Below are 25,922 nucleotides of genomic sequence, written 5' to 3'. Positions count from 1 at the left end.
CCGCCGCCAGCGAGCCCGCCCGCAGAAAGGACCAGACCATGGACGCACCCGGCATGAACCACCCACCCCGGACGGAGGACCCGGCCCGGCAGGTTCATCCCGAGTCCCTGGGGCAGGGCCCGCGCTTCCAGCGCCTGACGGGCCGGCGCGTGCTGGTGGTGGGCGCCGGCCAGCGCGGCAGCGCCGATCCGGACCCGCCTGTGGGGAACGGGCGCGCCATGGCCGTGCTCTTCGCGCGGGAGGGCGCCGCCGTGGCGTGCCTCGACATCGCGGGGGACGCAGTGGAGGAGACCTGCGGCATCGTCGGGCGGGAAGGCGGGCGCGCCGTCCCGATCCTTGCGGACGTGTCCGAGGTGGAGGCGATCCCGCGGGCGGTGGAGGAGGCGCGGGCAGGGCTCGGCGGCCTCGACGGGCTCGTGCTCAACGTCGGCATCTCTACCCGGCAGAAGATGGAAGAGCTGACGCCCGAGGACTGGGACCGCGTCTTTGCCGTGAACGTCCGGAGCAACATGCTGTTTGCGCAGCAGGCATTGCGGGTGATGAAGCCCGGTGGGTCGATCGTCCTGATCTCGTCGCTGGCGAGCCAGCGTGCGACTTCCCGCAACCCGGCCTACGAAACCTCCAAGGCCGCGCAGGTAGCCCTGGCGCGCAGCGTCGCCCGTGCTGGCGAGCCCTTGGGCATCCGCTGCAACAGTGTGGCGCCCGGCCTCATGGACACGCCCATGGGGCGGGACGCCAGCCGGAACCGGGCCAGCAGGGCCGCGCTGGTGCCGTTCGGACGCCAGGGAACGGGCTGGGAGGTCGCTTATGCCGCCCTGTTCCTGATCTCCAACGAAGCCTCGTATGTGAACGGCCACTGCCTAATAGTCGATGGCGGACTCGGTGTCGGCATTGCGCGAGACTGATCTTGGGCCGACCTTCTTCTGGCTAGGGGATCGGCACCGTCTGAGCCCCGTCCACGACGACGTCGCGGCCCCGGCGACGGCCTGATGGCATCGCAGAGAGTTCCCGATGTCCTGCCGCCTGAAGGGTGGTCTGCGTCATCCTGGCCCATCGAACCGAAGGCCGCTATGGCGGGGCGGGATGATGCGGGCGACGAACCAGGCGAGGAGGTTGCCCAGCGCGAGGAGGAGCACGAACAGGATCGGCCCGGCGAGCTCCGCGATCTCCTCGGGACCTTCCCACTGCACGAGGCGCAGCACCGTGACGGCAGTCACCACGTTCTGGGAAGCGAAGAACAACCACCGCCACCGGAGCAGGACGGCCGCCAGCGCCCCGGCCAGCATGACACCGGCCAGGATCTCGGCGCCCGCCGGGCGGTAGAGGAACATCACCGTCAGGATGAAGAAGTCCAGGGCCACCAGCGCCAGCGCTGCGATGATTGTCATAGCCAGCTTCACCGACCCATCCTCTCACGGCAGACCGCCGAACATCGCCGGAGCTGCCTGCCGTCGGGCGCGGCAGGTGGACGTTTATGCGCTTTTCTTCTCATGCCACCTCATTCGCTGCGGTCATTCTCTGCGGTCCGCGCCCAACGCCATCGGCAATCTTCCCCGCCTCTCCCACACGAGAACGTCAGCGGTGGCCCCTCATTGCGGTCCCCGCCGTCGCGCAAATGTAGAGGGCGCAACAAACAGCGGAGGAAGGAAGAATGTGGTACTCGCGAAGCGTGCTGGCCGGGATTGCCGGCGCGGCCCTGATGACCTCTCTCGTGGCCTGCAGCAACCCTGACACCTCCGTCCCGAGCGCGACCCCGAACCGCACCACCGGTCAGCAGACCCGCGATGCGCTCGACCCGGCGCGCGGACCGGCTGAGGCAGCGGGGCGCGCGATCGACCGGGCGAACAACCCGTCCCGCCCCTGACGACCGTTCCCCGGCAGCCACCGGTGGTCGGCTACGTGCCGTCCGCCGGGGGTGACCGACCCGGAACCTCACCGTGACACATCTCCGGTCTCGGTTGAGGCTCCTGCGAGTCCTCCACTCCCCCGTGTAGCCCCTTTCCGGAACAGGTGCCCGGCGTGCAGGAACGCGGACGGGCCAGCGCGGCCACCGCCCGCGTCGCTATGCCGCCCGCCATCAGCGCGTTGAAAGGGGTACGAAGCCCTCAAGCCTGGCATAGAAGTCGTCCATCGGGTCCACCTCACGGCGTCCCTTCCTGCTCCTCCACCGGTTGTGTCAGCGCGTCGGCGATCTCGCGAACTGCCGACGAGGCGTGGGCGCGCCGGGTGCGCAGGCCGAAGCGGTCGCGCTGGTGCTCGCGCGGCAGGAGCGCTGTGCGCAGGCCGGACACCACGGTGGTGGCGCCCACCCGTCAGCCACCCGCGCCGCCGTCGCCAGGAGGGCGAAGGTGGCCGCGACGAGCCCGGCGTAGTTCAGCCGCGCCAGGACGTAAACGACGAGGTTGACGAGCACGAACACCAGGAACGGCGCGGTCAGGGTGCCCACCGCGCCGCCCCAGTCGCCCATTCCGGCCCGGCGAAGGGCTCGGGGCCGGCGAGGAGCGCCGCCAGCGCGGCGAGAACCAGAGGGGCGATGGCGCGGTGCGTCACGGGGCGCGGTTCTCCGGCGGGGGCGCCCGCGCGTTCCTCCCGGCCGTGGCGTCCGACCGGGGTCCGGGTCAAGCTGCGCGGGACGGGGAGGCCGGGATGAACGCTGTTGAACAGGGCCGGGCAGGGGCCCGCACCGCCGCCCCGGTGGCGGCCGTGCTGCTGTTGCTCGCTGCCCCCGCTGCCGCGGAGGCGCGGCGCGGCGTTCCGCGGGGCGACGCGGAGAGCTTCGCCATGGGCGCCTGCCTGACGCGGCAGACGCCGGAGAGGCTGCGCGATGAGGGCTTCCTGTGGACTCGCGCGGTGATGGAGCGCGGCGGCGATCTCGCGACCTGGCGCGCGCTGGGCGATGCCGTCGTGGCGGAGGCGGCGCGGCGCCCGGTGCCGCAGGGGCGCGGCGACGGGCCGGTGGCCGACCCGCTGACACCCATGCCGGTGCTGCACTGTCACGAGGTGGTGCGGAGCCCGGCGGTGCGCGCCGCCATCACCCGCGCCGTGCGGGGGGCGCGGTAGCGTGGACGCCGCCTTCCGGGCCCTGCGCGAGACCCCGCTTCACCGGCTGACCCCGGCCGAGTGGGAGGCGTGGTACCCCCGCGTCGCCGCCTACCTGGACCACCCCGACCCGGAGACCCGGGCATCGGCGGTGGAGCGGCTGATGATGGGCGTTTTCCGCGCCGGGCGCCCGCCCAACGCGCGCGAGGACCGCGCCGCGGCCGACGCGCATCGCCGCCAGCGCGCCGCCTGGCTGCTGGACGAGGCCGAGCGCGCCCACGCCGGGCATCCCGACATCCTCCCCACCCTGCTACGCGGACTGCGCTGGCAGGGCGACGATCCGCCCTTCCCGGAGGTGCTGCTGCCCTGGCTGCGCGACCTGCGGGCCCGCGCCCTGCCGGGCGTGCCGGACGAGCTCGCCGAGGGGGCGGAGGTGCTCCTCGGCGGCCGGGCCTGGGACGGGCCGGGCCTGCCGCCGGGAATCGACCACCCGTCCGACTGGGTGCGCGGCTGCATCGCCTGCGCCCTCGGCCGCGGGGGCTTCGGCGATCCGGAAGGGGATGGCCGGCTCGACCCCGGCATCGTCGCGGTCCTGACCGAGGTCGAGCTGGCCCGGCCCGGGATCGTCGGACCCTTCTGGTCGGGCTGCGGCTACTTCGGCGAGGACCCCGGCATCGACCCGCTGGCCTGGATGCTCGACATCATCGAGCGCCGCCGCGGCCCCGAGCCGGCCGACCTGCCCTTCAACGGCGTCGACTTCCATGTTCACGAGCTCGCGGCCGGGAAGCCGGAGGCCATACGGCGGCTGGAGCGGGCGGGCCGCCTCGACATCGCGATCGAGGCCGCGGTCGAGCTTCGGGGCAAGGTCGAGGGCATGGCGCCCCTGCTGCGAGAGCTGGCGGCGAGCCTCCACCCTGCCGTGGCGCACGCGGCACGGGTTCACCTCGCCCTCTACCACGGGGAGAGGGCGCCCGGCGGCGATCCGGGGCGGCTGCGCCACCGCGCGGACTGGCGGCCGGGCGCGGACCTCTTCGTCGTCCGCTGGGGCGATCCCGCCGCGTGGTCCAGCACCGCCGCGATCTTCCCGGCCGATCGCGGCGCCTTCGGCGACGACGAGGCCCAGGCGCTGATCGACGCGGCGCTGCCGCCCGGGCTGCGCGGCGAGCCGGCGCGGCACCCCCTCGCTTCGGCGGAGGACGGGACCGGCGCGCTGCGCCTCAGCGACAGCGAGATGCGGGCCTACGCCTCGGGCGCCAGGGTCACGCTGTCCGGCGACCCGGTGGCGCGGCGCTGGTCGCGGATCGAGATCTCCGGCGGCCGGCTGGGGAAGCGCTGGCGGCCGCTCGGCGACGGGGAGGACGGGTGAAGGAGGCGTATTGTACCACGGCCCGCTGGCTCCTGCTGCCAGCCCTGCCGCTGGCGCTTCTCGCCCTGCTGCTCCCAGCCAACCGTCACCGGGACGCGCTCGGCCTCGACACCATCGATTGCGACGGGCCGATCCGCGTCCTGCTGCTCGCGGTGCCGGCCCTCGTCCTCGGCACCGTCGCGCTGCTGGCAACCGCCTCCCGCCGGCGGCCCGCGGCGACGCTGCTGCTCCTCGCAACCCTCGCAGCCGCCTCGGTCGCCGCGGCGCGGGCGGCGGCGGAGGACCGGCGTCAGGCCACGGCCTGCGCGAACGACGAGGGCGAACCGTTCAGCGCCGCTGCGGGGGGCTGAGGACGCGCCGTTTCGGCCGGCGGCAGGAAAGCCGCGCCGAGGCGCGCGGCAAGCACGACGAAGACCCTCGCCCGGGGTCGGCGCCTCACCCGGGGTGGGCGAAAGTGAAGCCGAGCGAGCCGTCCGCCATGCGCGCCGGCAGGCAGCGCAGACCCGGGGAGGCCGCCACGGTCCACTCGCGCAGCCGGTCGCGCCGGATCCAGCCGGGCTGGCCGTCGCGACGCAGCGCCCGCGCGTGGCCATTCCTGATCCTCAGGGGGTCGGCCACGATGACCGGGTCGGTCGCCGGGCCGAGGCGGCGGCTGTCCGGCCTCGGTGCCTCGAGGAGGGGCGTCGGCCCGCCGCGCGCCGGCGCCTGCCCGCCGACCAGGGCCATGCAGCGGTGGCCGGGCAGCAGCGACGCCACCCTCTCGGAGGGTGGACCGTCGGCGCCGGCCAGGACCGACGGCGGCAGGCCCGCGCAGCGCCGGATGGCGGGCGCGACATGGGCCTCATCGCGCACCACGGCCGCGTCTCCCGCCCGCCCTGCCGCGACGAGGAGCACCCAGCAGATGGATCCCATCCGGGGCATCGCCTCCGCCTCGGCCGACACGACGAGCGGGCTCTGCTTGAGCAACGTGGCCTCCGTGTCCGCGTCCAGCGCGAGTGCCGGTCCCAGGCCGAGCAGCGCGGCGGCCAGCAGGCTCGCGGTCGGGGAACAAAGACGTGTCTCGCTCACGGACTGTCCCCTTCGTACCGGCCGCGGCGAGCATGACCGACTGCGGCGCCGCCCGCCATCCTGGCAGCGCGGCGGGCGCCGGGGACACGCCTGCGCGCCCGGCGGAACGCCGATGGCATGTCGGAATGGTCGGAGCTGGTCCAGCAAGCGGTGCCCGGCTCCGCCATGAGATGACGCAAGCCATGGGACGCGGCGCGGATCACCGTTCTCCGGTGCCGTCCGGCAGGTCCGGATAGCCGGGCAGCGGCGGCAGGTCGTCCCCGGACGGGGCCAAGCGCCGGGTGATGGAGAGTACCCCTGGCGCGGTGATCGAGCTCGCGCCCCGTCCGGCGATCTGCAAGCCGCGCCACCGGGCGGAGGGGGAGCTTAAGGCCTCAGCCTCCTGCTGCAAGCCGTTGAGCGGATGCTGCTGACACCGCCGCCATGCGCCCGACGGTCGGCCGCGACCGTCCCTATTCAGAAGCCGCCAGCGACATGCCCATCGCCGACGTGGGCGCGCTTCAGCCTGGAGAGCCGTCTTGGGGCGGCTCGGGACGGCATGCCGCCCCGAGCCGCTTGGAGAAGTCCGCAGAGCCGGTCAGCTCTCGCTGAACACGGACAGGGTGGGGGCCTCGTCGGCATCGACACCCAGGTACCGAACCGTGCTCTCCAGCTTCGTCCGTCCGAGCAGCATCCGCACAGCCAATTGGTTGCCGGTCCACTTGTCGAGGAGGGCGACCTGGGTCCGGCGCATGCAGTGGGTGTCGTAGGCTGAGCGGGCAAGCCCGATCGCCTCGACCCAATCGCCCAAGAGGCGGGCATCTTGGCGCGTTCAGAGCTGGTGTGCCTTCCTGGATCGGCTCGGGAATACATAGCCGTCCAGCGTGCCTCCACGAGGTTCCGGCCATGCCAGCACGCTCTCGCTACGCTCGCACCCGCATCGATCACCCTTCCCGGGGTGTATAGTTTCTGCCAGCCCGGCTCAGCTGAGGTCGATGGACCATCCTCGCCGCTCGGGCGGCTGCTGACGGGTTGGAGGGCTTCCCCGGGCCCGGCATCCTCCCCTGGTCGGAGGCGAGCACACCATCGGCTGCGGTCTCCAGGGAACCAGCCCTCGACCGGGCCGAGCGGCGTGCCCGGCCTGTCATGCGCACGAAACGTGTGCAAGGCTTCTGGCCGACCCCGCCGTCCTTCGAACAGGCTGCAGGGCGTCATCGGTAAGCACGTGAACCGGGATTGCCGCCGCTCCGGGAACCGACAAGGCTTCAGGAATGGGGGCCACGGAGTAGGCGACAGGAAATGGACTGGAATGATCTCAGGTACTTTCTCGCCGTAGCGAGGAGTAGCAGCTTGACCCAGGCCTCGGCGGATCTCCGGGTGAGCCAATCTACTGTCAGCCGCCGCATAGCCGAGCTGGAGGCGAGTATCGGGATGACGCTCTTCCAGCGGCATCAGACAGGCTACTTCCTCACGGACGAGGGGCGTGTGGTGCTTCGCCATGCCGAGCTTGTCGAGGACAGCGTTATGGCGCTGGAACGCGGCGCAGCAGGCCTCGACAAGAAGCCGACTGGGACTGTGCGGCTGGCGACCTCGGAGAACCTCGCGACGGACCTGATCATTCCTGCCCTTCCTGCATTCAGGGACCGTTACCCGGGCATCTGCCTGGAAATCGTCACAAGCACCGTTGCCGCCGAGCTTGGCCGTCGTGAGGCCGATATCGCACTCCGGGTCGTCCGGCCGACGCGAGGGAACCTGAAGGTCCGGCGCGTCGGTCACATGACCTACTCGGTCTATGGCAGCAGGGACTACGTCGAGAAGCACCCCGTCATAGAAGGAGAGCCGCTCGGCGGCCGACACTTCATCGCCTGGGACGACAGCCACGCCTACATGCCCGCTGCGGCTTGGCTCAGTCGGGAGCATCCCGGCTGTAAGATCGCGCTCGTCACGAGCAGCCTTCCAACCCAGATCGCGGCAGTGCGCGCCGGACTAGGGCTGGCCGTGATCCCGGATTTCCTGGCCGTTGAGGATGATTTTGTCCGCCTCATCCCGCCAGATCAGATGTTCAGCGCCGAGGTGTGGCTGGTGACCCATGCGGACCTTGTCGCCTCCGCCCGGGTTCGGGCCGTCAGCGATTTTCTCGCGGATCAAGTGATGGCAGCGAACCCGGCGCTCTCCGGCCATGAGACAAGCATCTGAACTGCAGCGGGCGCATCGATGGCCCCGAGGCGCGCCCGCGAATGCCTCGGCCAGAGGGCAGGGGAGCCGCCGGCTGGACCGCGGGCGCCGCCGACGCATCAGTCGCGCTGAAAGGCCCGCCACAATGCGTAGGAATCTTCGATGAAGTTGTAGGCGCTGATCCTGCCGTCCCGGACGGAACAGATCATAGCGAAATCGCTGGTGAACTCCTTGCCGGTGCTGAGGATGCGGTGCTTGAGATTCCCGGTGACGGCGGCCTGGTTGCCGCTGTCGAAGGTGCGTTCGATATGAAACTCAAGCGCCTCAAAGTACATCGGGAAGAGCGCCATCCACGCACGCACCTCGTCTCGACCGCGTCGCACTCCGCTCATCGGTACGTCGCCGGCGCCCTGAACCTTCCACGCGACATCGTCGGTGAGGCATTCGAGTGTCTTGTCGACATCTCCTTCGAAGAAGGTGTCGAGATAGTGCTGCGCCACTTCTCGCGGCGTCATCTCGCTGCTGGGTGTCATGTCCGTGTCTCCGTTCCGCTCCAAGCGGCCTGGTTGAACTTCGAGATCATCGATGGTTGTCGGGCGGCAAAGAACTCGCCGGTCGTCCAGCTCGAGGCGTCCGGTGCGGGGAAGATCGCGGCAGGGGTGATGCAGGCGCTTCCCGCACTCCGCTCACGATGTCCGGGACGTCTTGTCCGCCCACAGATCAACAAGGCCCAGCCGGTCAGCTCCCTGCGTGGCAAGCATCCAGCCCGGATATTCCGGCGGAAGCTCGCTGACCGCGTCCAGCCTGGCGATCTCGCCGTCATCGAGCACGACATCGATCGCGGCGAGGTTATCCTCGAGTTGGCTCAGCCGTTTTGCGCCGACGATGACCGAAGTCACGACGGGCTTTGACAGCAGCCACGCCAGGGCAATTCGAGCCGGGCTGCAGCCATGCGCCTCCGCAACCTGCTTCAGAACGTCGATCACGTTCCAGGCGCGCTCCTTGTCGACGATCGGAAAGTCGAAGGAGGAGCGGCGCGAACCCTCCGGCGACTGGTCCTCGCGGCTGAACTTGCCCGAAAGAAGTCCGCCGGCAAGTGGACTCCAGACGAGCAGGCCCGTCTTCTCGGCTTCGAGCAGCGGCTTGAGCTCGCGTTCCAGGTCCCGTCCAGCGATCGAGTAGTAAGCCTGAAGCGTGTTGAACCGCTCGAGGTTGAGGCGGGCCGAGATGCCCAGCGCCGTCGCGATCCGCCACGCCTGCCAGTTGGAGACGCCGAGATAACGGACCTTGCCCTGGCGGACCAGGTCATCAAGCGCCCGCAGCGTCTCCTCAACGGGCGTCACGGTGTCGTTGGCGTGGACCTGGTACAGATCGATGTGATCGGTCTGCAGGCGCCTCAGGCTCGCCTCGACGGCATCCATGATGTGGCCGCGCGACGCGCCGATGTCGTTCTGGCCGCGGCCCATCCGGCTGTACACCTTCGTGGCAAGCACGATCTCGTTCCGGGGAATCCCGAGATTCTTCAACGACTGGCCGAGTGTCCGCTCGCTGGCGCCGGCCGAGTAGACATCGGCCGTGTCGAAGAGGTTGATGCCGGCGTCGATGCTCGCCTTGACCAGCCCGTCGGCGGCAGGCTGGTCGACATCTCCGATCGATTTATAGACCCCCGTTCCGTCACTGAACGTCATGGTTCCCAGGCAGAGCTGCGAGACTAGGAGGCCAGTATTGCCAAGCGTTTTGTACTTCATCGTCATCTCCTTCGGGCACGGCCGCGCACGCGTGCCGACATGCTCGGCTCCGTGGTGGTCGTCGGTGGAAAGTTGCTGCCCTGGTCGGCGTCGACCGCGTCGGGCTTCATCACGGTGGTGAAGGCGGCATGGCGCCTTTGATAGCCAAGCGCCTGCTACACGGCGTGAGCGTGGGGAATGGCGGCGGCAGGGCGTGTCACATCGTCGGTCACAACCCTCAGGATGATCTCCACGCCTCGGCGCCCGAGCGCTTCGCACCACGCCCTGTTGGTCGATTGGACGTGCAAGTCATTCATAGCGGACCTCCTTTCGCGCCATTCGCCGCTCACCCCGCTGCACAAGCTGGGATCCGCCAAGGCTGAATGCATGAGCAGGAAAACGGCCGATAGTTTTCCAGTATTGGAAAACCGGACGGTGCCGCGCTCCATGGGGCAGCCGTTCTGAGGCCATCGTGTGAGCGTTGAGGGCCTTCAGGTTCTGACGGCGGGGTCGCGGGTGTTGACCGAGGGGGCGAGACCCGACCTTGAGCCTGGCCCTGAGCCGTCGGACCATGCCGCCCTGCCCGCAGCCGCCCCGATGCGCGACTTCCACGAGAGCCGGAGTGTCCCCGCTTGGTCGATTTCCGAAGCCTGGAGGTCTTCTACTGGGTCGCCACCCTCCAGAGCTTCGGGCGCGCGGCGGAGCGCCTCTACACCACCCAGCCCGCCGTTTCGCAGCGCATCGCGGCCTTGGAGGAGGAGTTTGGTGGCCGCCTGCTCGAGCGGGCCGGCCGCACCGCCATCCCCACCCCGAAGGGCCGGCTCCTGCTGGACCACGCGGACCGGCTGCTGCGGCTGCGGACGGAGATGATGCGCGCCGTCGCCGGCCCCGGTGGCGCGAGCGGGATCGTTCGCCTGGGCGTGTCCGAGACAATCGCGCAAACCTGGCTGCCGGACTTCATCGAGCGGGTGAGCCGCGCCCACCCCCAGGTCACCTTCGACATCGAGGTGGAGCTGACGCCGCGCATGAAGGCCAGCCTGCTGCGCCAGGAGCTCGACCTCGCTTTCCTCGTCGGCGGGATCGCGGAGCAGGACTTCGTCGACATTCCCCTCTGCGCCTTCCCGCACTGCTTCGCCGCCAGCCCGCGCCTGGGCCTCGGGCCCGGCCCGGTCACGGCGGAGGCGATGGCCAATCACGCCTTCGTCACCCACCCCCGCAACACGGCGAATTACGGCTTCCTCGTCCAGGCCTTCCGGGAGAGGACGATGCGGACACCCCGGATTCACGTGTCCTCCTCCATCGCCACCATCATCCGGATGGCGGTGGACGGGATCGGCATCAGCGTGATCCCCGCGGAGGTGATGAAAGCGGAGCTGGAGCGGGGCGAGCTGCGCCTTCTGAAGGCGGACCTGGAACTGCCGCCGATCCGCTTCACCGCCACCTACCGCACCGCCCCGGATTCCAACCTGATCCCGAACCTTGCCCAGATCGGCGTCGAAGTGGCGAAGGCCTATGCAGCCGTCCATAAGCTGGCGTGATGGATTGCCGTTCGAATTGATGATTTGATCCTTATGGCCTGGCGCGCTGCACTCCTCCGACCAGGCAGGGACCGCTCACCAGAAGGACGGCCCGGCACCGCCAGGGACACGGCCCGCCATGAGCTGGAGGACCGAGACGCATGACCCGCAGCACCACCCCCCGCGCGCGCCGCGCCGGGTTCCTGCCCCGCGCCGCCCTGTCGGCCCTCCTGGCCCTTGGCGCCGCGCCCGCCATGGCGCAGATGCCGGAGAGCCTGCCCGCCGGCCCCGCCGTCCGCATGTCGGCCGTGACCCAGCCCTTGCCGACCATGCCGCAGTACACGCGGGTGGACGCGCCCTACCTGCGGGACATGCTGGCCCAGCGGACGAACAACCGCCTGACCATGCAGCTCTCCTCCCACGCGGAGCGGAACCTCGGCGGGGCCGAGATCGTCCGCCTCGTCCGCTCCGGCCAGGCCGATATCGGCGCCGGCACCCTCTCCACCCTCTCGGGCGACGTGCCGATCCTCGACGGCATCGATCTCGCCGGCCTCTCGCCCGGCATCGAGCAGGCGAAGAGGATCGCCGACGCCATCCTGCCCGCCGCGAACCGCGACCTGGAGCGGTTCGGGGTGCGGCTGATGGTAATCTACCCCTTCCCGGCCCAGGTGCTGTTCTGCCGCCAGCCCTTCGCCACCCTCTCCGACCTGCGCGGCCGCAAGATCCGCACCTTCGGCAACTCGCTGAACGACCTCGTCACCAGCCTCGGCGCCCAGCCCGTCTCGATCGGCTTCCCCGAGGTGTACTCGGCGCTGGAGCGGGGCGTGGCGGATTGCGCCGTGACCGGCACGGGCAGCGGCGCCGCCGCGCGCTGGCCGGAGGTCTCCACCCACATCTCCGACCTGCCGCTCTCCTGGTCTCTGGCGGGCTACATGGTAAACTTGGCCTGGTGGAACCGGCTGGACCCCGCGGTGCGTGCCTTTATGGAGGGCACCTTCCGCGAGATGAACGACAAGCTCTGGGAACTCGGCCGCGTTGCGACCGAGGACGGGCTGGCCTGCGCGACGGGGGTGGCCGCGGACTGCAAGCTGCACCCGCTGTCTCCCCGCCCGATGACGCTGGTGCGCGCGACGCCGGCAGACCGGGAGCTGGTGACGAACACCTTCCGCACCACGATCCTGCCGAACTGGGTGGGCCGCTGCGGCGCGCGCTGCGGCGAGGTTTATAACGGGATCGTCGCCCCCATCGGCGGCGTGGAGTACCGCCGTTGAGCGGCACGATCCCCGCGCCCCTCCGGGCGGCGCGGGGCCTTACCCGGGGCGTTTCGGCGGTCGCGGCCGTCATGGCCTACCTGGCCGGCTGGAACTACGTGGCCTGCGCCGCCCTCATCACCTTCGACGTGATCGGGCGAAGCCTGTTCGGCGTCTCCTCCTCCGCCACGGTCGAGATCTCTTCCTACATGCTGGCCTGCGGCATCGCCTGGGCGCTGGCGCATACCCTGGCCCGGCGCGCCCATATCCGCGTGGACGTGCTGGTGAACCGCATGCCGCTGGCCTGGCGCGCCCGGCTGCACGTGCTGTCCCTGGTCTTCCTGGCGGGCTTCGCCGGCTTCGTCGCCTGGGCGGGCTGGCAGATCCTGGACGAATCCATTCTGTTCGACGCGCATGACAACAGCGCGCTGCGCGTGCCCCTGGACATTCCGCAGGGCATCTGGGCCTTCGGGCTGCTCGCCTTCCTGGCGATGACCCTCGTGCTGCTGCTGGAGGCCGTCCTCGCCCTCGCCTTGGGTCTGCCGGAAGAGGTGGACGCCCTGCTCGGCGCCCGCTCGGTCGACGACGAGACGCAGGAGGCGCTGGAGGCCGTGGCCATGGCGCGGGAGGAGCACCCGGCATGATCGCCATCGTCTTCCTCCTCTCGCTTCTCGGCGTCCTCGTCTTCGCCGCCGCCGGCACGGGCCAGCCCCTGCCGATCGCGGAGATCCTCGGCCTCGTCGCCGTCTTCGTCGTCTTCTTCGGCTCCGGCGTGCACGTGGCCGCCGTGCTCGGCATCCTCGCCCTCCTCACCGGCCTGCTCTTCTCGGACCGCCCCTTCTGGCTCTTCGCCGGCCAGACCTTCTGGGGGCCGTCCAGCAACTTCGTCCTGATCGCCGTGCCCCTCTTCCTGCTGATGGGCGAGATCCTGCTGCGCGCCGGCCTCTCGGACCGGCTCTACCGCTCCCTCAATGTCTGGCTGAACCGGCTGCCGGGCGGGCTGCTGCACACCAACATCGCCTCCTGCGCGCTCTTCTCCGCCATCTCCGGCTCATCGGTCGCCACCGCCGCCACCATGGGCTCCGTCGCGCTGCCCTATTTCAACGACACGAAGTACAGCCAGCGAATGGTGCTCGGCTCGCTCGCCGCCGGCGGCGCCATGGGCAACCTCATCCCGCCCGGCATCACCTTCATCGTCTATGGCCTGATCACCGAGACCTCGGTCGGCGACCTCTACGTCGCGGCCATCCTGCCGAGCGTCCTCGTCACGGCCCTCTTCATCGCCGTCATCTTCTGGCACGGCGTCCGCAACCCGCTGGACCGGCCGCCACCGCTCCCGCTCTCGGTCAAGCTGCGCTCCCTCGTCGGGCTGGTGCCCACCATCGCCCTCATCGTCATGGTGCTCGGCTCCATCTACGGCGGCTACGCCACGCCGACGGAGGCGGCGGCGCTCGGAGTCGCCGGATCGCTCCTCTTCGCGGCGCTCGAGCGCAAGCTCACCTTCGCCATGCTCAACGCCTCCGCCGAGGCCACCGCGCGCAATACGGCCCTCCTCGGCCTCATCATCCTCGGCGCCTACCTGCTGAACTACATCCTCACGCTCATCAACGTGCCCCAGGCCCTGGCGCAGGTGATCGCCAACCTGCCCGTTCCGCCCTGGGCCATCATGCTCGCCATCATCGGCATGTACTTCGCCCTCGGCACCTTCATGGAGGGCTTCTCCATGATCATCACCACCGTGCCGGTGGTGTTCCCGATCGTCGTCGCCCTCGGCTACGACCCGATCTGGTTCGGGGTGGTGGTGACGATGCTGGTGGAGATTGCCCAGATCAGCCCGCCGGACGGCACGGTGATGTACGTGCTGCAGGGGATGCGACCGAAGGGCGGCCCGATCACGGACGTCTTCGCGGGCGTCATGCCCTTCCTCCTCGCCTATCTCGTCGCGGTCGGCCTGCTGCTGATCTGGCCCGCCATCGCCCTCTGGCCGCTCACCTTCATGGGCTGAGCGTCCGGACCCCTTCCGACCCAACGGCACGCGCACCCCCTGGGCGCGCGACGCCCCCACCTTGCCCGGAGGTCCCCCGAACCATGGAACCCTTCATCCGGATCGGCATCGACATCGGTGGCACCTTCACCGACCTGCAGATCCTCGACGAGCGCACCGGCGCGCTCCGCAGCCTCAAGACGCCGACCACGCCGGAGGACCCCTCCATCGGCCTCCTCACCGGCATCACGGAGGCCGCAGGCCGCTTCGGCTTCGCCCTGCACGACATCCGCCTGCTACTGCACGGCACCACCATCGCCACCAACGCGGTGCTGGAGCGCAGGCTCGCCAAGGGCGTGCTGCTGACCACCGCGGGCTTCGAGGACGTGCTGGAGATCGGCCGCCACGGCCGGCGCGACATCTACGGCCTGCGCCCGCACAAGGAACCGCCCCTGATCACCCGCGACCGGCGCCTGGGCCTGCCGGAGCGGCTGCGGGGGGATGGCAGCGTGGAAACGGCGCTGGACCCGGCCAAGCTGGACGCCGTGCTGCCCCGCCTCTCGGCGCTGGGCGCGGAATCCGTGGCGGTCTGCCTCCTCCACGCGCATGTGAACCCCGCGCATGAGCGGATGGTGGCGGAGGCCCTGCTCGCCACGGGCCTTCCCGTCTCCCTCTCCTCCGACATCAGCCCGGAAATCCGGGAGTACGAGCGCTCCTCCACCACCGTGCTGAACGCCCTCCTCATGCCCGTGGTGGGGAACTACCTGGACCGGCTGGAGCGCCGCATGGCGGAGGCCGGACTCGTCGCGCGCCTTCTCCTCGTGCAGTCCAATGGCGGCGTGTGCAGCCCGGAGGTGGCGAAGCGCCAGCCGGCCCGCCTGCTCCTCTCCGGCCCCTCCGGCGGCGCGCTGGCCACGCTGCGCATGGCAGAGAGCCTCGGCCGCCCCAACCTGCTCGGCGTGGACATGGGTGGCACCAGCTACGACGTCTGCGTGGTGCGGGACGGCGCGGTGACGCTGATGACCCAGGGCGAGATCGACAATCTGCCCGTGCGCCTGCCCATGGTGGAGATCCGCACCATCGGCTCCGGCGGCGGCTCCCTGGCCTCGGTGGACGAGGCGGGGCGCCTCCGCGTCGGCCCGCGCAGCGCGGGGTCCCGCCCCGGTCCCGTCTGCTACGGCCGCGGCGGCACGGAGCCGGCGGTGACGGACGCCAACATCGCCCTCGGCCGGCTGGATCCCCGCTTCTTCCTCGGCGGCGCCATGAAGCTGGACCAGGAAGGATCGCGCCGCGCCATCGCGGAGAAGGTCGGCGCACCGCTCGGCCTGGCGATGGAGGGCGCCGCCGAGGGAATGCTGGCGGTCACGGACACCAACCTCGCTGCCGCCGCCCGCCTCTCCCTCTTCGAGAAGGGGCTGGACCCCCGCGAGTTCGCCCTCCTCTCCTTCGGTGGTGCCGGCGGTCTGCACGCCGTGCCCGTGGCAGAGGAGCTAGGCATCGCGGAGGTGGTCTTCCCCGCCGATGCCAGCACCTTCTCCGCCTTCGGCATCCTGCACTCCGACATCGTCCACGACCTCGCCCGCTCCCGCGTCATGCCGCTGGACGGGGCGGCCCTGCCCTGGATCGAGGAGGCCATCGCCGCGCTGCGCCAGGGCGGTGAGACCCTGCTGGCCGCGGACGGCGTGCCGGAACCCGACCGCCGCTTCGCCGTCTCCGCCGACCTTCGCTACCACGGCCAGGCCTTCGAGCTGGTCGTGCCCTGGCCCGACGCGCCGGGCCTGCCCGCCCTGCTGGAAGCCTTCCACGCCCTGCACGCCGCGCGCTTCTCCTACTCCAACCCCGGTGCGCCGGTGGAGCTGGTGGCGCTGCGCATGGCCGTGACAGGCGTGCTGCCGAAGGTCCAGGCCGCCCGCGCCTCCGGCCTCGGCGCGGAGCGCGTGCCGGAGCCGCGCGAGATCTGGCTCGGCGGCGCCTGGCGCAGCGTGCCCGTTCACCAGCGCGAGCGGATCGAGGGCCCCGTTGCCGGCCCCGCGCTCGTGGAGGAGGAGTACACGACCATCCTCGTCACCGAGGGCTGGAACCTCTCGCCCGGCCCCGAAGGCACCCTCATCGCCAGGAAAGTCGATATGAAGGAGGCCGTCTGATGGACCCCGTCGCGCTCGAGATCCTCCGCAACGCCCTCACCGCCGCGGCCGCCGAGATGGACGTGACGGTCTGGCGCACCAGCCGCTCCACCGTGGTGCGGGAACTGCTGGACTACTCCACCGCCATTTTCGACGGGAACGGCGAGAACATCGCCCAGGCCGCGCGCATTCCGCAGCATCTGAACTCCATGGGCGCGGGGCTGCTGACCGTGCTGCGCGACCACCTGCCCGCCGAGCGATGGAAGGACGGCGACGTCGTCATCACCAACGATCCGTACTGCGGCGGCCAGCACATCCCGGACATCCTGGCCTTCCGCCCGGTCTTCGTGGATGGCGTCCGCGTGGCGATCGTCGGCACGCTCTGCCACCACCTGGACATGGGCGGCATGGCCGCCGGGTCCTACGCCGCCGCTGCGACGGAGGTGTTCCAGGAGGGGCTCCGTATCCCGCCGCTGAAGCTGGTGAAGGCGGGCACCCTGGACGAGGACATCCTGGCGATGATGCGCCAGAACGTCCGCCGCCCGGACATGCTCTGGGGTGACCTGCAGGCCCAGCTCGCCTCCCTGTCGGTGGGCGAGGCCAATATCCGCCGACTTGCAGCGCGCACCGGCGTCAGTGCCTTCGTCGAGGCCTGCGGGCGGATGCTGGACGGCAGCGAGCGCGCCATGCGCGCCATGATCGCCCGCATCCCCGACGGCCGCTACGAGTTCGAGGACTTCCTCGACAATGACGGCATCTCCGCCGACCCGATCCGCATCCACGCCGCGGTGGAGGTGAGCGGCGAAGAGATCACGGTGGACCTCTCCGGCTGCGGCAGGCAGGCTGTGGGGCCGGTGAACGCCACCCTTGCCTCCTCCTCCTCCGCCGTCTCCTACTGCATCATGGCGATCGCGGACACGGAGATCCCGGCCAACGCCGGCTGCTACCGCCCCATCCGCACGATCGCGCCGGAAGGGCTGATCGTGAACGCCCGCCATCCCGCGCCCGTGGCGAACCGCGTCGCCGTCACGCACCGGCTGGCCACCACCATCCTCGGCGCGCTGCACCAGGCCATCCCCGGCCGCGTGCCGGCGGCCTATTACGGCGTTTCCTACGTCTGCTCCTTCCAGACGATCAACGAGGAGGGGGAGCGCGGCGTGCTCGTGGAAATCGAGGTGGGCGGCAGCGGCGCCTATGCCGACGCGGATGGGCTTTCCGGCTACACCTTCGGCATGCACAACAACTTCAACATCCCCGCGGAGATGATCGAGAGCGAGCTGCCCCTCACCGTCACCGCCTACGGCCTCCTGCCCGGTTCTGGCGGTGCGGGGCGGCACCGTGGCGGCCTCGGCCTCTTCCGGGAGTGGCGGATCGACAGCGCGGAGGCGATCTTCACCGCCAACCTGGAGCGCTTCACCCACCGCCCCTACGGGCTGGAGGGCGGCGAGGCGGGGCGCGAGGGGCGCCTCTTCGTCACCCGCGACGGGGAGCGCACGGCCCATGGCTCGAAGGTCAACAACCTGCGCCTGCGCCGGGGCGACGTGGTGCGGCTGGAGACCTCCGGCGGCGGCGGCTATGGCGACCCGGCCTTGCGCCCGGAGGCCGCGCGCCGGTCCGACGAAGCACTCGGCTACACGGTGGCATAGCACGAGCCGCTTGGCAGGTTGGCAGGACCGCGCTGGGTCGACGACCTGCTCCTGAAAGGCGTGCTCATGCGCACCTGACATGGTCGCGTACCCTCTGCTCGGAGGGTCATCGTGGCCAATTTCAGGAAAGGGTGAGCACGCGCCCTCAGCCTGGATCGCGCCGCAGCGCCCCTGGCAGGCATGGTCTTGCCGCGCCGCCCCTGGCGTGCGTGTCATCGTCCCGAACGATTCCGGAGACGACCATGCCCGACCTGTTGCGCGCCCGCCTGGCGAGAGGTGAGAGACTTTTCGCGCTCGCCGCCTGCATCGTGCGGACGCCGGAAGTGGTGCTGGTGGCGCGCAGCACCGGCTTCGATCTGCTGCTGGTCGATCTGGAGCACTCGCCCATCACGATCGGGGAGGCGGGGAACCTTGCCGTCGCCGCGCGCATGGCGGGCTTTCCCGCCCTGATCCGCGTGGGCGGGCCGCATCACCCCGACCTGGCCCGCGCCTTGGACGTGGGCGCGGACGGAGTGGTGGTGCCGCATGTCGACACGCCGGAGGAGGCCGCGTGCATCGTCGATCTCTGCCGCTTCGCCCCCGCCGGCCGCCGTTCCCTGCCCGCGCCGCTGCCAGGCTTCGGCTACCGCATGCCGCCCGCGCCGGATTTCATGGAGGAGGCCGAGGCCGCGACCGTGATCATCCCGATGATCGAGAGCCGCGCCGGGCTGGAAGCCGCGGAAGCCATCGCCGCCACCCCTGGGCTGGACGCGCTGATGGTGGGCGCCAACGACCTGGCCGCCGATCTTGGCCTCCCCGGGCAGTTGGACCACCCAACGGTGCTGGCGGCCTTCGCCCGCGTGGCCGCCGCGGCGCGGGCGCAGGGGCTGCGCTTCGCGGTGATCGGGGTGCCGGAGCGGTTGCTGGGCCCGCTGGGCTTCGACCTGGGGGCCAGCCTCATCGTCGCGACGAACGACATCAACCTGCTGGTGGATGGCGGCGTGGCGCTGGCCGAGCGGCTGAAGGCGCGGGCGGCGTGAGGATGGCGGCCGCGGGGCATTCTCCCGGCCTATAGCCCTGCCCTGATTCCGAATTGTGCGGCCCCTTGGGGGCCGCGCCGCGTGCGGCCATCCTGCGCCTCGGCCCGCCGCTCGGGCCTTCTCGGAGGATTGGGCGTCGGATGGATCTCCTCGCCGGCATCAAGGTCGTCAGCTTCAACCACTTCCTGGCGGGGCCGCTGGGGGCGCAGATCCTGGCGGATCTCGGCGCGGACGTGATCGCGCTGGAGCCGCCGGAGGGGGCGTTCCACCGGAACTGGGCGGTGGCGAACCACTTCGTGGGCGGGCAGAGCGTCAATTTCCTCTCCACCGGGCGCAACAAGCGCAGCCTGGCCGTGGACCTGAAGAGCACCGCCGGGCGCGAGGTGGTCGCGCGGCTGCTACGGGGGGCCGACGTGGTGATGGAGAACTTCCGTCCCGGCACGATGGAGAAGCTGGGCCTGGGGTATGAGGCGCTGCGCGAGGCGAACCCGCGGCTGATCTACGCGGCGGCCTACGGCTACGGTTCCTCCGGCCCCTACAAGGACCGTCCCGGCCAGGACCTGCTGCTTCAGGCGCTGTCCGGCCTTGCCGCCCGCACAGGGCGCGCGGACGGGCCGCCGACGCCCGTGGGCGCGGTAGTCGTCGATCAGCACGCGGCGATGATCTATGCCATGGCGATCCTGGCGGCCCTGTTCTCGCGGGAGCGGACGGGGAAGGGGCGGCTGGTGGAGGTGAACCTCTTCCAGGCGGCGCTGGACCTGCAGACGGAGGCGCTGACGGCCTGGGTGAACGGCGCCCGCGCCGCCTCCCCGCGCGGGCCGGGGGGTATCGCCTCCTGGTTCAGCGGCGGGCCCTACGGCATCTACGCCACGGCGGACGGGCACCTCGCGCTGTCCATGTCCCCGCCCGGCGTCATCGGGCAGGCGCTGGACGTGCCGGAGCTGGCAGCAATGAGCGAGGGCGACGCCTTCGCGCGGCGGGAGGAGATCGCGCGCCTCGTGACGGAGCGCCTGCCGCAGCGCCCGACGGCCGAGTGGCTGCCGGGGCTGGAAAAGCACAAGGTCTGGCACGCGCCGATGCAGGATTACGAGGACCTGCAATCCGATCCGCAGCTGCAGCACCTCGGTGCCTTCATCACCACGGATGGCGCGACCGGCCATCCCGTCACCCTGATCTCCCACCCCGCCCGCTACGACGGCGAGGTGCCGCGTGTGCGCCTCGTTCCCCAGCCTCTCGGCGCCCAGAGCCGCGACATCCTCGCGGAGCTCGGCTTCACGCCGGAGGAGATGGAGGGGATGAAGCGCGACGGCGCCGTGAACTGGCCGGAAGCCCTCGCATGATCGACTTCTCCATCCCCGAGGACACGCGCCTCCTCACGGATACCGTGCGCCGCTTCGTGACGCAGGAGGTGCAGCCGCTGGAGGCCGAGGTGGAGGCGCTGGGCGAGGTGCCCGCCGACAAGCTGCGCGCCCTGAAGGCGAAAGCGCAGGAACTCGGCCTGTTCGCCATGAACATGCCGGAGGATGTCGGCGGCGGCGGCCTCTCCGTGCTGGAGATGTGCCTGGTGGAGGAGGAGCTGGGCCGCACCAGCGACGCCCTCATCCGCCGCGTGTTCGGCCAGGTCTATCCCATGCTGCTGGCCTGCAAGGGGGACCAGCGCGACAAGTACCTGCTGCCGACCGTAGCGGGCGAGAAGATCGTCGCCATGGCCATCACTGAGCCGGGGGCGGGATCGGACGCCGCCTCCATCAGCACCACCGCGCGGCTGGACGGCGAGGAGTGGGTGATCGACGGCACGAAGCACTACATCAGCGACGGCGACATCGCCGACTACACCATCGTCATGGCCGTGACAGACCGCGAGAAGCGCGCCCGCGGCGGCATCACCCTGTTCCTGGTGGACAAGGGCACGCCCGGCTTCACCGTGGCGCGCAAGCAGCCGATGATGGGCCACCGCGGCTACGGCCACGCGGAGCTGGCCTTCAACGAGTGCCGCATCCCGAAGGACGCGATCCTCGGTGAGCTGGGCGGCGGCTTCAAGCTTATCATGAGCAGCGTCTCCGGAATCCGGCTCGGCCATATCGGCGCCCGCTGCGTCGGCATGGCCGGGCGCGTGCTGGAGATGATGCGGACCCACGCGACCGAGCGTCGCCAGTTCGGCCAGGCCATCGGCGAGTTCCAGATGGTGCAGGCCATGATCGCGGACAGCGCGGCCGAGATCTTCGCCGCCCGCATGATGGTGCTGAACACCGCGTGGGAGATCGACCAGGGCCGCGACCCCCGCGACAAGGTCTCCATGGTGAAGTTCTACGCCTCGGAGATGCTGGGGCGCGTGGCGGACCGGGGCATCCAACTCTTCGGCGGCGCCGGCTACAGCAAGGAGCTGCCGCTGGAGCGCATCGCGCGCGACGCCCGCGTCACCCGCATCTATGACGGAACATCGGAGATCCATCGCATGCTCGTCGCCCGCGGCGTGATGAAGAACGGGCTGTCCCTGTGAGCGAGGTGTCTGTCGGCACGCGGGTCGCCTTCCGCAAGACCCTCACCACGGCGGAGCAGGCGCTATTCACCGGCATCTCCGGCAACCTCGGCGCCCTCTACGTGGACGCCAGCCGCGCCAAGGCGGAGGGCGCGCCGGGGATGATCGCCTTCGAGCTGGTGATCGGCGCGCTGGCCACCACCTGCCTCTCCCGCATCGGCGGCCCGTCCCGCCGCATCGGTCGCGTGGACCTGCGCTTCCTCGCCCCCGTGCCCGTGGGCGGCAGCGTAGAGGCCGCCGCCGAGGTCACGGCCGCCGAGGGTGACGCGCTGACGCTCCGCCTTACCGGCACGCTGGACGGCTTCGGCGCGGTGATGGAGGGCGAGGCCGAGTTGCTGCCCTTCCGCGCGGCGGCCTGACGCCATGTACGACCTGAAGCCCTTCGACAGCCTTTCGGTCGGCGACCGCGCGGCGATGACGAAGACCGTCACTGAGGCGGACGGCGCCCTCTACATCGCGGCCACCGGCGATTTCGGCCCGGTGCACGTGGATGACGGCTACGCGGCCGGTACGCGCTTCGGCCGGCGCCTCGCGCCCGGCATCATGGTGGCCGGCCTCTGCACCAGCGTGCTGACGGCCGAACTCGCCGGCACCATCGGCGTCTCCATCGAGGACCGCTTCTGGTTCACCGGCCCGGTCTTCTACGGCGACACCCTGACCGTGGAGGTGTGGATCGCCGAGAGCCACCCGGACACCCGCACGATCGTGTGGGAAGGCAGCTGCCGGAATGAGGAGGGGCTGGAGGTGCTGAAGGCCCGCGCCACGCTGAAGTATCCCCGCCCCAAGCCCGCACAGGCCGCCGCATGAACGCCGAACGCTTCCACGGCCTCTACGCCTCCATCATCCTGCCGATGCGGGAGGACGGGGCGATCGACGAGGGCGGGCTGACCGCGCATGTCCGCGCCGTGCTGTCCTGCGAGGGCATGCACGGCCTGCTCATCAACGGCCATGCCGGCGAGAACGCCTTCCTGACGCGCGAGGAGCTGCGCCGCGTGGTGCGCCTCTGCCGCGAGGCGGCCGGGAAGGCCCCCATAGTGGCGGGCGTGATGGCGGAATCCAGCGCCATTGCCGCCGCCCAGGCGGGGGACGCGGCGGCCGAGGGCGCCGACGCCATCATGGTCTTCGCCCCCTATTCCTGGGGCCTGGGCGTCGATCCCCGCGTGGTGCTGCGCCACCACCAGGCCATCCACGATGCGACGGACCTGCCCCTCTTCCTATTCCAGGGCCACGTCCGCTCCGGCGGGCTGCACTTCCCGCCCGCGCTGCTGAAGGAACTGCTGGGCCTGCCGAGGCTCGTGGGCATCAAGGAAGGCAGCTGGGACTCCGCCGCCTACGACGAGACCCGCCGCGTGGTGGCGGAAACCCGGCCGGAGGTGGCCGTCATGGCCTCGGGCGACGAGCACCTCTTCGCCTGCTTCCTGGCCGGCTCCGTCGGCAGCCTCGTCAGCCTCGCGGCCGTGGTGCCGGAGCTGGTGGTGGCGCTGGACCGGGCCGTGAGGGCAGGGGACCTGCCCGCGGCCCGCACCCTGCACGAGCGCCTCGCGCCGCTGGCCAAGGCGATCTACGGCACCGCGCCGCCGGGCCTGGCCACCCCGCGCCTCAAGGCCTGCCTCCATCTCCTCGGCCGCCTTCCCGTGCCCGCCTGCCGCGCCCCCCTGCCGGTGCTGGACGCGGCGGAGCTCCACGCCCTGCGCACCGCGCTGACCGGTGCCGGGGTGATGCCGTGAGCGAGGCGCCCTGGCTGCACATCGTCCGCGTGGACGTGGACCCGGCGGTGGAGGAGGAGTTCAACCGCTGGTACGTGGAGAGCCACATCCCCGACCTGCTCGCCTGCCCCGGCTGGCTCTCCGCCCGCCGCTACACGGTGGACGATGGCGGCCCCCGCTACGCCGCCGTCTACGAGATCGCCGGCCCCTGGGTCTATGACACGCCGGAGTTCCACGCGGCGAAGGGCTTCATGCACCTCACGCCCCATATCCGGAACTTCCGGCGCCAGGTGCTGGCCCCATTGGGCGCCTGATCCGGCCTGTTTCCTGCTAGCATCCCCCGGCTCACCCCGGGGGATGCGCCGTGCTCAATCTCCGCCAGATCGAGATCCTGCGCGCCGTCATGCGGCTTCGCACGACCGTGGGCGCGGCGCGGGAGATCGGCATGTCCCAGCCCTCCGTCTCCAACGCCATCAAGAACATGGAATCCCACCTGGGCTTCCGCCTGTTCCACCGCGTCAACAACCGCCTCATCCCCACCGAGGAGGCCACCAGCCTCTTCCTGGATTCCGAGCCCCTGTTCCTGATGTTCCAGGGAATCCGACAGAAGGCGGGCGACCTGCGCACCGGCCGCATCGGCCGCCTGCGCCTGACCACCACGGCCGAGCTCTCGGAATCCCTCGTCCCCGCCATCCTCCGCCGCTTCGTCCCGCACCACCCGGGAGTCGCCATCTCCATCGAGACGCGGCCCATGATCGAGATGCTGGACGCGCTGGAGGCCGGCATCACCCATCTCGGCCTCGTCATGGAGCCGGACCCGCGCCCGGGCATCGAGACCCGCCCGTTGCGCGCGTTCGACATGGCCTGCGTCATCCCCCGGGACAGCCCGCTGGCCGCCCTGCCCTTCGTCACCCCGCAGGACCTGCAGGACACGACCCTCGTCGCCGCCCCTGCCGGCAGCCGCGTCCACACCCTTGTCGGCGATGCCTTCCGGCAGGCCGCGCAGCTCTTCGCGCCCTCCATCGAGGTGCGCTTCATGAATACTGGCGTCAGCCTGGTGGAGCAGGGCATCGGCGCCACGATCGTGGACCCGCTGACCGCCGCGGCGGGTGCGGCGGACCGCATCGCCATCCGCCCCTTCCGCCCGGCGATCCCCATCACCGTCCACGCCGCCCTGGCGCGGGACAAGCCGCCTTCCCGCCTGGTGCAATCCTTCCTGCGGCACGCAGGAGAAGCGGTGCGGGAAGCCTTTCCGGAGGGGCCGCCCTCCGCGCACGGGCTTCCCCCGAGTGGAACGAGCGAGTTCATCCCCCCGGTAAGGTGATGCCTCCGATGAATCCGGCCCGTTTCCATTCGGGGCTACCGCGGGGTTTAGGGTTGGCCGGCTTCGAAAAGCCGCACGTCCGCGGCGACCTGAAGGGCAGGATGGGGTGCCTGAAGCGGAGGCACAGGACCAGGGCGGCGTGGCCGCTTCAGGACGCGGAGTGCGGGAGGCCCCTGGTCTTCCGGCCGGAGACGGCCCAAGGAGAGGCGGAGCTCCATTCCTGGGCAGGTCTATTCATCCGCCGCTTAGTCTCGCCCTGTGTTCTGATAACGCATTGTCTTCGGCGCGCGGCAGCATGGGCCCAGACTTGCATCGTCCCATGCGGCGGCGTGACCCACCTTCCTGTCGCGGCGCGACGAACCGGAGACCCGATGATGCGACACCGCACGCGACTGAAGCTCGCGCTCGCCCTCCTCGCGGCGCCCCTGCTGCCCTTCGCCAGCGGCGCGGCGCGGGCCCAGACCTGCGCGCCGGTGGCGCAGGTCCAGCCGGGCCAGCTCGTCACGCCCGGCAAGCTGCAGCTGGCCATCAACCCCACCCTGCCGCCGCAGCAGTTCGTGGACAGCCGCGGGGAACTGCAGGGCATCAACATCGAACTGGGTCAGGAGATCGCCAAGCGGCTCTGCCTGGAGCTGCAGTTCATCCGCATGGACTTCCCCTCCATGATCCCGGCGCTGCAGGCCGGGCGGTTCGACGGCATTCACACCGCGATGTTCTGGACCGAGGAGCGTTCCCGCGTCGCCTTCATGGTGCCCTACGCGCTGCAGGCCATCAGCGTCGGCGTGCCGGCCAACAGCGGCCTGCAGGTGAACAGCCCGGACGACCTCTCCGGCAAGGCCGTGGTGATCGAGGTGAACACCTACCAGGAGCGCTGGCTCCGCTCGATCAGCGAGGACCTGGCGAAGCGCGGCCGGCCGCCCGTCACCATCCGCGGCTTCACTACGGCAACGGAGGCGATGACGGCGCTGCGGGCCGGGCAGGGCGATGCCGCCGCGCTGCTGGACTACATGGCCGTGGACATGACCAAGCGCGGCATGATCCGCACCGTGCTGCACCGCTTGGGCGGCGCGCCGAGCGCCATGGCCTTCCGCCAGCGCCCCGTGGCGGAGGCCGTGGCCGCCGCGCTGGAATCCATGCGCAAGGACGGCAGCTACGGCGCGCTGTTCGAGCGTTACGGATTGACGCCCCAGCCGGCAGACCAGCCCTTCGCGATCCGGGGTCCCGGGCCGGGCTGATCACGGGCCGGTGGCCTCCAGGGGGAAGAAAGAATTCTTCCCCCTGGAACCCCCATCATCTTTCTTTTCGGGGCTGCCGCGGAATGCGGCGCTGGAGGTACGCCTGAGGTCGATGACCTCAGGCGACGGGCGCGGCAGCAAGCGCCGGCAGGGTATCAACGGCCTGCGGCGCCACAGGCAGCATCGTATCCGCGGTAGCCCGATGCAGGTCCAGGAGGCTCAGCC

The 25,922-nt window shown here is 70.8% G+C and carries 27 protein-coding genes; 21 read left to right on the top strand and 6 right to left on the bottom strand.

Annotated elements, in window-relative coordinates:
• The first annotated feature begins 38 nt into the window (after positions 1 to 38).
• Positions 39 to 905 carry an SDR family oxidoreductase gene (locus VQH23_RS05700; protein WP_338664661.1) on the top strand — a complete coding sequence of 289 codons (867 nt, stop codon included), beginning with the start codon at positions 39 to 41 and terminating at the stop codon, positions 903 to 905.
• A gap of 135 nt (positions 906 to 1,040) precedes the next feature.
• On the opposite strand, the gene VQH23_RS05695 is transcribed toward VQH23_RS05700, so the two are convergent.
• Positions 1,041 to 1,388, bottom strand: coding sequence for a hypothetical protein (locus tag VQH23_RS05695; RefSeq protein WP_338664660.1), 348 nt, complete (start codon positions 1,386 to 1,388; stop codon positions 1,041 to 1,043).
• A gap of 263 nt (positions 1,389 to 1,651) precedes the next feature.
• Here VQH23_RS05695 and VQH23_RS05690 point away from each other — a divergent pair, with 263 nt between their 5' ends.
• The gene (locus VQH23_RS05690; protein ID WP_338664659.1) at positions 1,652 to 1,864 is read left to right on the top strand and encodes a hypothetical protein; all 213 of its coding nucleotides are present in this window, start codon (positions 1,652 to 1,654) and stop codon (positions 1,862 to 1,864) included.
• Between the two features lie 277 nt (positions 1,865 to 2,141).
• Here VQH23_RS05690 and VQH23_RS05685 read toward each other — a convergent pair whose 3' ends face one another.
• A complete protein-coding gene (locus VQH23_RS05685) occupies positions 2,142 to 2,309 on the bottom strand; it encodes a hypothetical protein (RefSeq protein WP_338664658.1) in 168 nt (55 codons plus the stop codon).
• A gap of 337 nt (positions 2,310 to 2,646) precedes the next feature.
• Between VQH23_RS05685 and VQH23_RS05680 the strand changes: the two genes are divergently transcribed.
• Genes VQH23_RS05680 through VQH23_RS05670 form a run of 3 tightly spaced genes read left to right on the top strand, consistent with a single transcriptional unit; the run spans position 2,647 to position 4,755 of the window.
• Positions 2,647 to 3,060, top strand: a complete 414-nt coding sequence (locus VQH23_RS05680; RefSeq protein ID WP_338664657.1) for a hypothetical protein — start codon at positions 2,647 to 2,649, stop codon at positions 3,058 to 3,060.
• 1 nt (position 3,061) lies between these two features.
• The gene (locus VQH23_RS05675) at positions 3,062 to 4,405 is read left to right on the top strand and encodes a hypothetical protein (RefSeq protein WP_338664656.1); all 1,344 of its coding nucleotides are present in this window, start codon (positions 3,062 to 3,064) and stop codon (positions 4,403 to 4,405) included.
• Entirely contained in the window at positions 4,402 to 4,755 is a 354-nt protein-coding gene (locus VQH23_RS05670; RefSeq protein ID WP_338664655.1) for a hypothetical protein, read from the top strand. Before VQH23_RS05675 ends, VQH23_RS05670 begins: the two co-directional genes overlap by 4 nt.
• Positions 4,756 to 4,840: 85 nt before the next feature.
• On the opposite strand, the gene VQH23_RS05665 is transcribed toward VQH23_RS05670, so the two are convergent.
• Together VQH23_RS05665 and VQH23_RS05660 are read right to left on the bottom strand one after the other, a co-directional pair.
• The gene (locus VQH23_RS05665) at positions 4,841 to 5,473 is read right to left on the bottom strand and encodes a hypothetical protein (protein ID WP_338664654.1); all 633 of its coding nucleotides are present in this window, start codon (positions 5,471 to 5,473) and stop codon (positions 4,841 to 4,843) included.
• 577 nt (positions 5,474 to 6,050) lie between these two features.
• A complete protein-coding gene (locus VQH23_RS05660) occupies positions 6,051 to 6,206 on the bottom strand; it encodes a hypothetical protein (RefSeq protein WP_338664653.1) in 156 nt (51 codons plus the stop codon).
• Between the two features lie 545 nt (positions 6,207 to 6,751).
• Between VQH23_RS05660 and VQH23_RS05655 the strand changes: the two genes are divergently transcribed.
• The gene (locus VQH23_RS05655) at positions 6,752 to 7,648 is read left to right on the top strand and encodes a LysR family transcriptional regulator (RefSeq protein ID WP_338664652.1); all 897 of its coding nucleotides are present in this window, start codon (positions 6,752 to 6,754) and stop codon (positions 7,646 to 7,648) included.
• Positions 7,649 to 7,746: 98 nt separating this feature from the next.
• On the opposite strand, the gene VQH23_RS05650 is transcribed toward VQH23_RS05655, so the two are convergent.
• Positions 7,747 to 8,160: a nuclear transport factor 2 family protein gene (locus VQH23_RS05650; protein ID WP_338664651.1), complete on the bottom strand. Its 414-nt coding sequence runs from the start codon at positions 8,158 to 8,160 to the stop codon at positions 7,747 to 7,749.
• Positions 8,161 to 8,313: 153 nt separating this feature from the next.
• Complete coding sequence (locus VQH23_RS05645) at positions 8,314 to 9,375, bottom strand: aldo/keto reductase (protein WP_338664650.1); 1,062 nt, start codon at positions 9,373 to 9,375, stop codon at positions 8,314 to 8,316.
• Between the two features lie 611 nt (positions 9,376 to 9,986).
• Here VQH23_RS05645 and VQH23_RS05640 point away from each other — a divergent pair.
• The 15 genes from VQH23_RS05640 (at position 9,987) to VQH23_RS05570 (ending at position 25,697) form a co-directional block, all read left to right on the top strand.
• Entirely contained in the window at positions 9,987 to 10,892 is a 906-nt protein-coding gene (locus tag VQH23_RS05640; RefSeq protein WP_338664649.1) for a LysR family transcriptional regulator, read from the top strand.
• A gap of 140 nt (positions 10,893 to 11,032) precedes the next feature.
• Positions 11,033 to 12,142, top strand: coding sequence for a TRAP transporter substrate-binding protein (locus VQH23_RS05635; RefSeq protein WP_338664648.1), 1,110 nt, complete (start codon positions 11,033 to 11,035; stop codon positions 12,140 to 12,142).
• Positions 12,139 to 12,765: a TRAP transporter small permease gene (locus VQH23_RS05630; protein WP_338664647.1), complete on the top strand. Its 627-nt coding sequence runs from the start codon at positions 12,139 to 12,141 to the stop codon at positions 12,763 to 12,765. Before VQH23_RS05635 ends, VQH23_RS05630 begins: the two co-directional genes overlap by 4 nt.
• Positions 12,762 to 14,126, top strand: a complete 1,365-nt coding sequence (locus VQH23_RS05625; RefSeq protein ID WP_338664646.1) for a TRAP transporter large permease — start codon at positions 12,762 to 12,764, stop codon at positions 14,124 to 14,126. The genes VQH23_RS05630 and VQH23_RS05625 overlap by 4 nt, the downstream gene beginning before the upstream one ends.
• 83 nt (positions 14,127 to 14,209) lie before the next feature.
• On the top strand, positions 14,210 to 16,249 hold the full coding sequence (locus tag VQH23_RS05620) for a hydantoinase/oxoprolinase family protein (protein WP_338664645.1): 2,040 nt from the start codon (positions 14,210 to 14,212) through the stop codon (positions 16,247 to 16,249).
• On the top strand, positions 16,249 to 17,874 hold the full coding sequence (locus tag VQH23_RS05615) for a hydantoinase B/oxoprolinase family protein (RefSeq protein ID WP_338664644.1): 1,626 nt from the start codon (positions 16,249 to 16,251) through the stop codon (positions 17,872 to 17,874). Before VQH23_RS05620 ends, VQH23_RS05615 begins: the two co-directional genes overlap by 1 nt.
• Positions 17,875 to 18,116: 242 nt before the next feature.
• Positions 18,117 to 18,893 carry an aldolase/citrate lyase family protein gene (locus VQH23_RS05610; RefSeq protein WP_338664643.1) on the top strand — a complete coding sequence of 259 codons (777 nt, stop codon included), beginning with the start codon at positions 18,117 to 18,119 and terminating at the stop codon, positions 18,891 to 18,893.
• 140 nt (positions 18,894 to 19,033) lie between these two features.
• Positions 19,034 to 20,233 carry a CoA transferase gene (locus VQH23_RS05605; protein WP_338664642.1) on the top strand — a complete coding sequence of 400 codons (1,200 nt, stop codon included), beginning with the start codon at positions 19,034 to 19,036 and terminating at the stop codon, positions 20,231 to 20,233.
• The gene (locus tag VQH23_RS05600; protein ID WP_338664641.1) at positions 20,230 to 21,393 is read left to right on the top strand and encodes an acyl-CoA dehydrogenase family protein; all 1,164 of its coding nucleotides are present in this window, start codon (positions 20,230 to 20,232) and stop codon (positions 21,391 to 21,393) included. The genes VQH23_RS05605 and VQH23_RS05600 overlap by 4 nt, the downstream gene beginning before the upstream one ends.
• On the top strand, positions 21,390 to 21,791 hold the full coding sequence (locus VQH23_RS05595) for a MaoC family dehydratase (protein ID WP_338664640.1): 402 nt from the start codon (positions 21,390 to 21,392) through the stop codon (positions 21,789 to 21,791). Before VQH23_RS05600 ends, VQH23_RS05595 begins: the two co-directional genes overlap by 4 nt.
• Before the next feature lie 4 nt (positions 21,792 to 21,795).
• Positions 21,796 to 22,239, top strand: coding sequence for a MaoC family dehydratase (locus VQH23_RS05590; protein ID WP_338664639.1), 444 nt, complete (start codon positions 21,796 to 21,798; stop codon positions 22,237 to 22,239).
• Positions 22,236 to 23,159, top strand: a complete 924-nt coding sequence (locus tag VQH23_RS05585; RefSeq protein ID WP_338664638.1) for a dihydrodipicolinate synthase family protein — start codon at positions 22,236 to 22,238, stop codon at positions 23,157 to 23,159. Before VQH23_RS05590 ends, VQH23_RS05585 begins: the two co-directional genes overlap by 4 nt.
• Entirely contained in the window at positions 23,156 to 23,452 is a 297-nt protein-coding gene (locus VQH23_RS05580; protein WP_338664637.1) for a DUF4286 family protein, read from the top strand. The genes VQH23_RS05585 and VQH23_RS05580 overlap by 4 nt, the downstream gene beginning before the upstream one ends.
• 50 nt (positions 23,453 to 23,502) lie before the next feature.
• Positions 23,503 to 24,462, top strand: a complete 960-nt coding sequence (locus tag VQH23_RS05575) for a LysR family transcriptional regulator (protein ID WP_338664636.1) — start codon at positions 23,503 to 23,505, stop codon at positions 24,460 to 24,462.
• Between the two features lie 371 nt (positions 24,463 to 24,833).
• A complete protein-coding gene (locus VQH23_RS05570) occupies positions 24,834 to 25,697 on the top strand; it encodes a transporter substrate-binding domain-containing protein (RefSeq protein WP_338664635.1) in 864 nt (287 codons plus the stop codon).
• Positions 25,698 to 25,922 lie beyond the last annotated feature (225 nt).

It is taken from the genome of Pararoseomonas sp. SCSIO 73927, from assembly GCF_037040815.1.
GTDB lineage: Bacteria > Pseudomonadota > Alphaproteobacteria > Acetobacterales > Acetobacteraceae > Roseomonas.
Note: the sequence above shows the minus strand (reverse complement) of the source record. Positions and strands in the feature narration are given on the sequence as shown.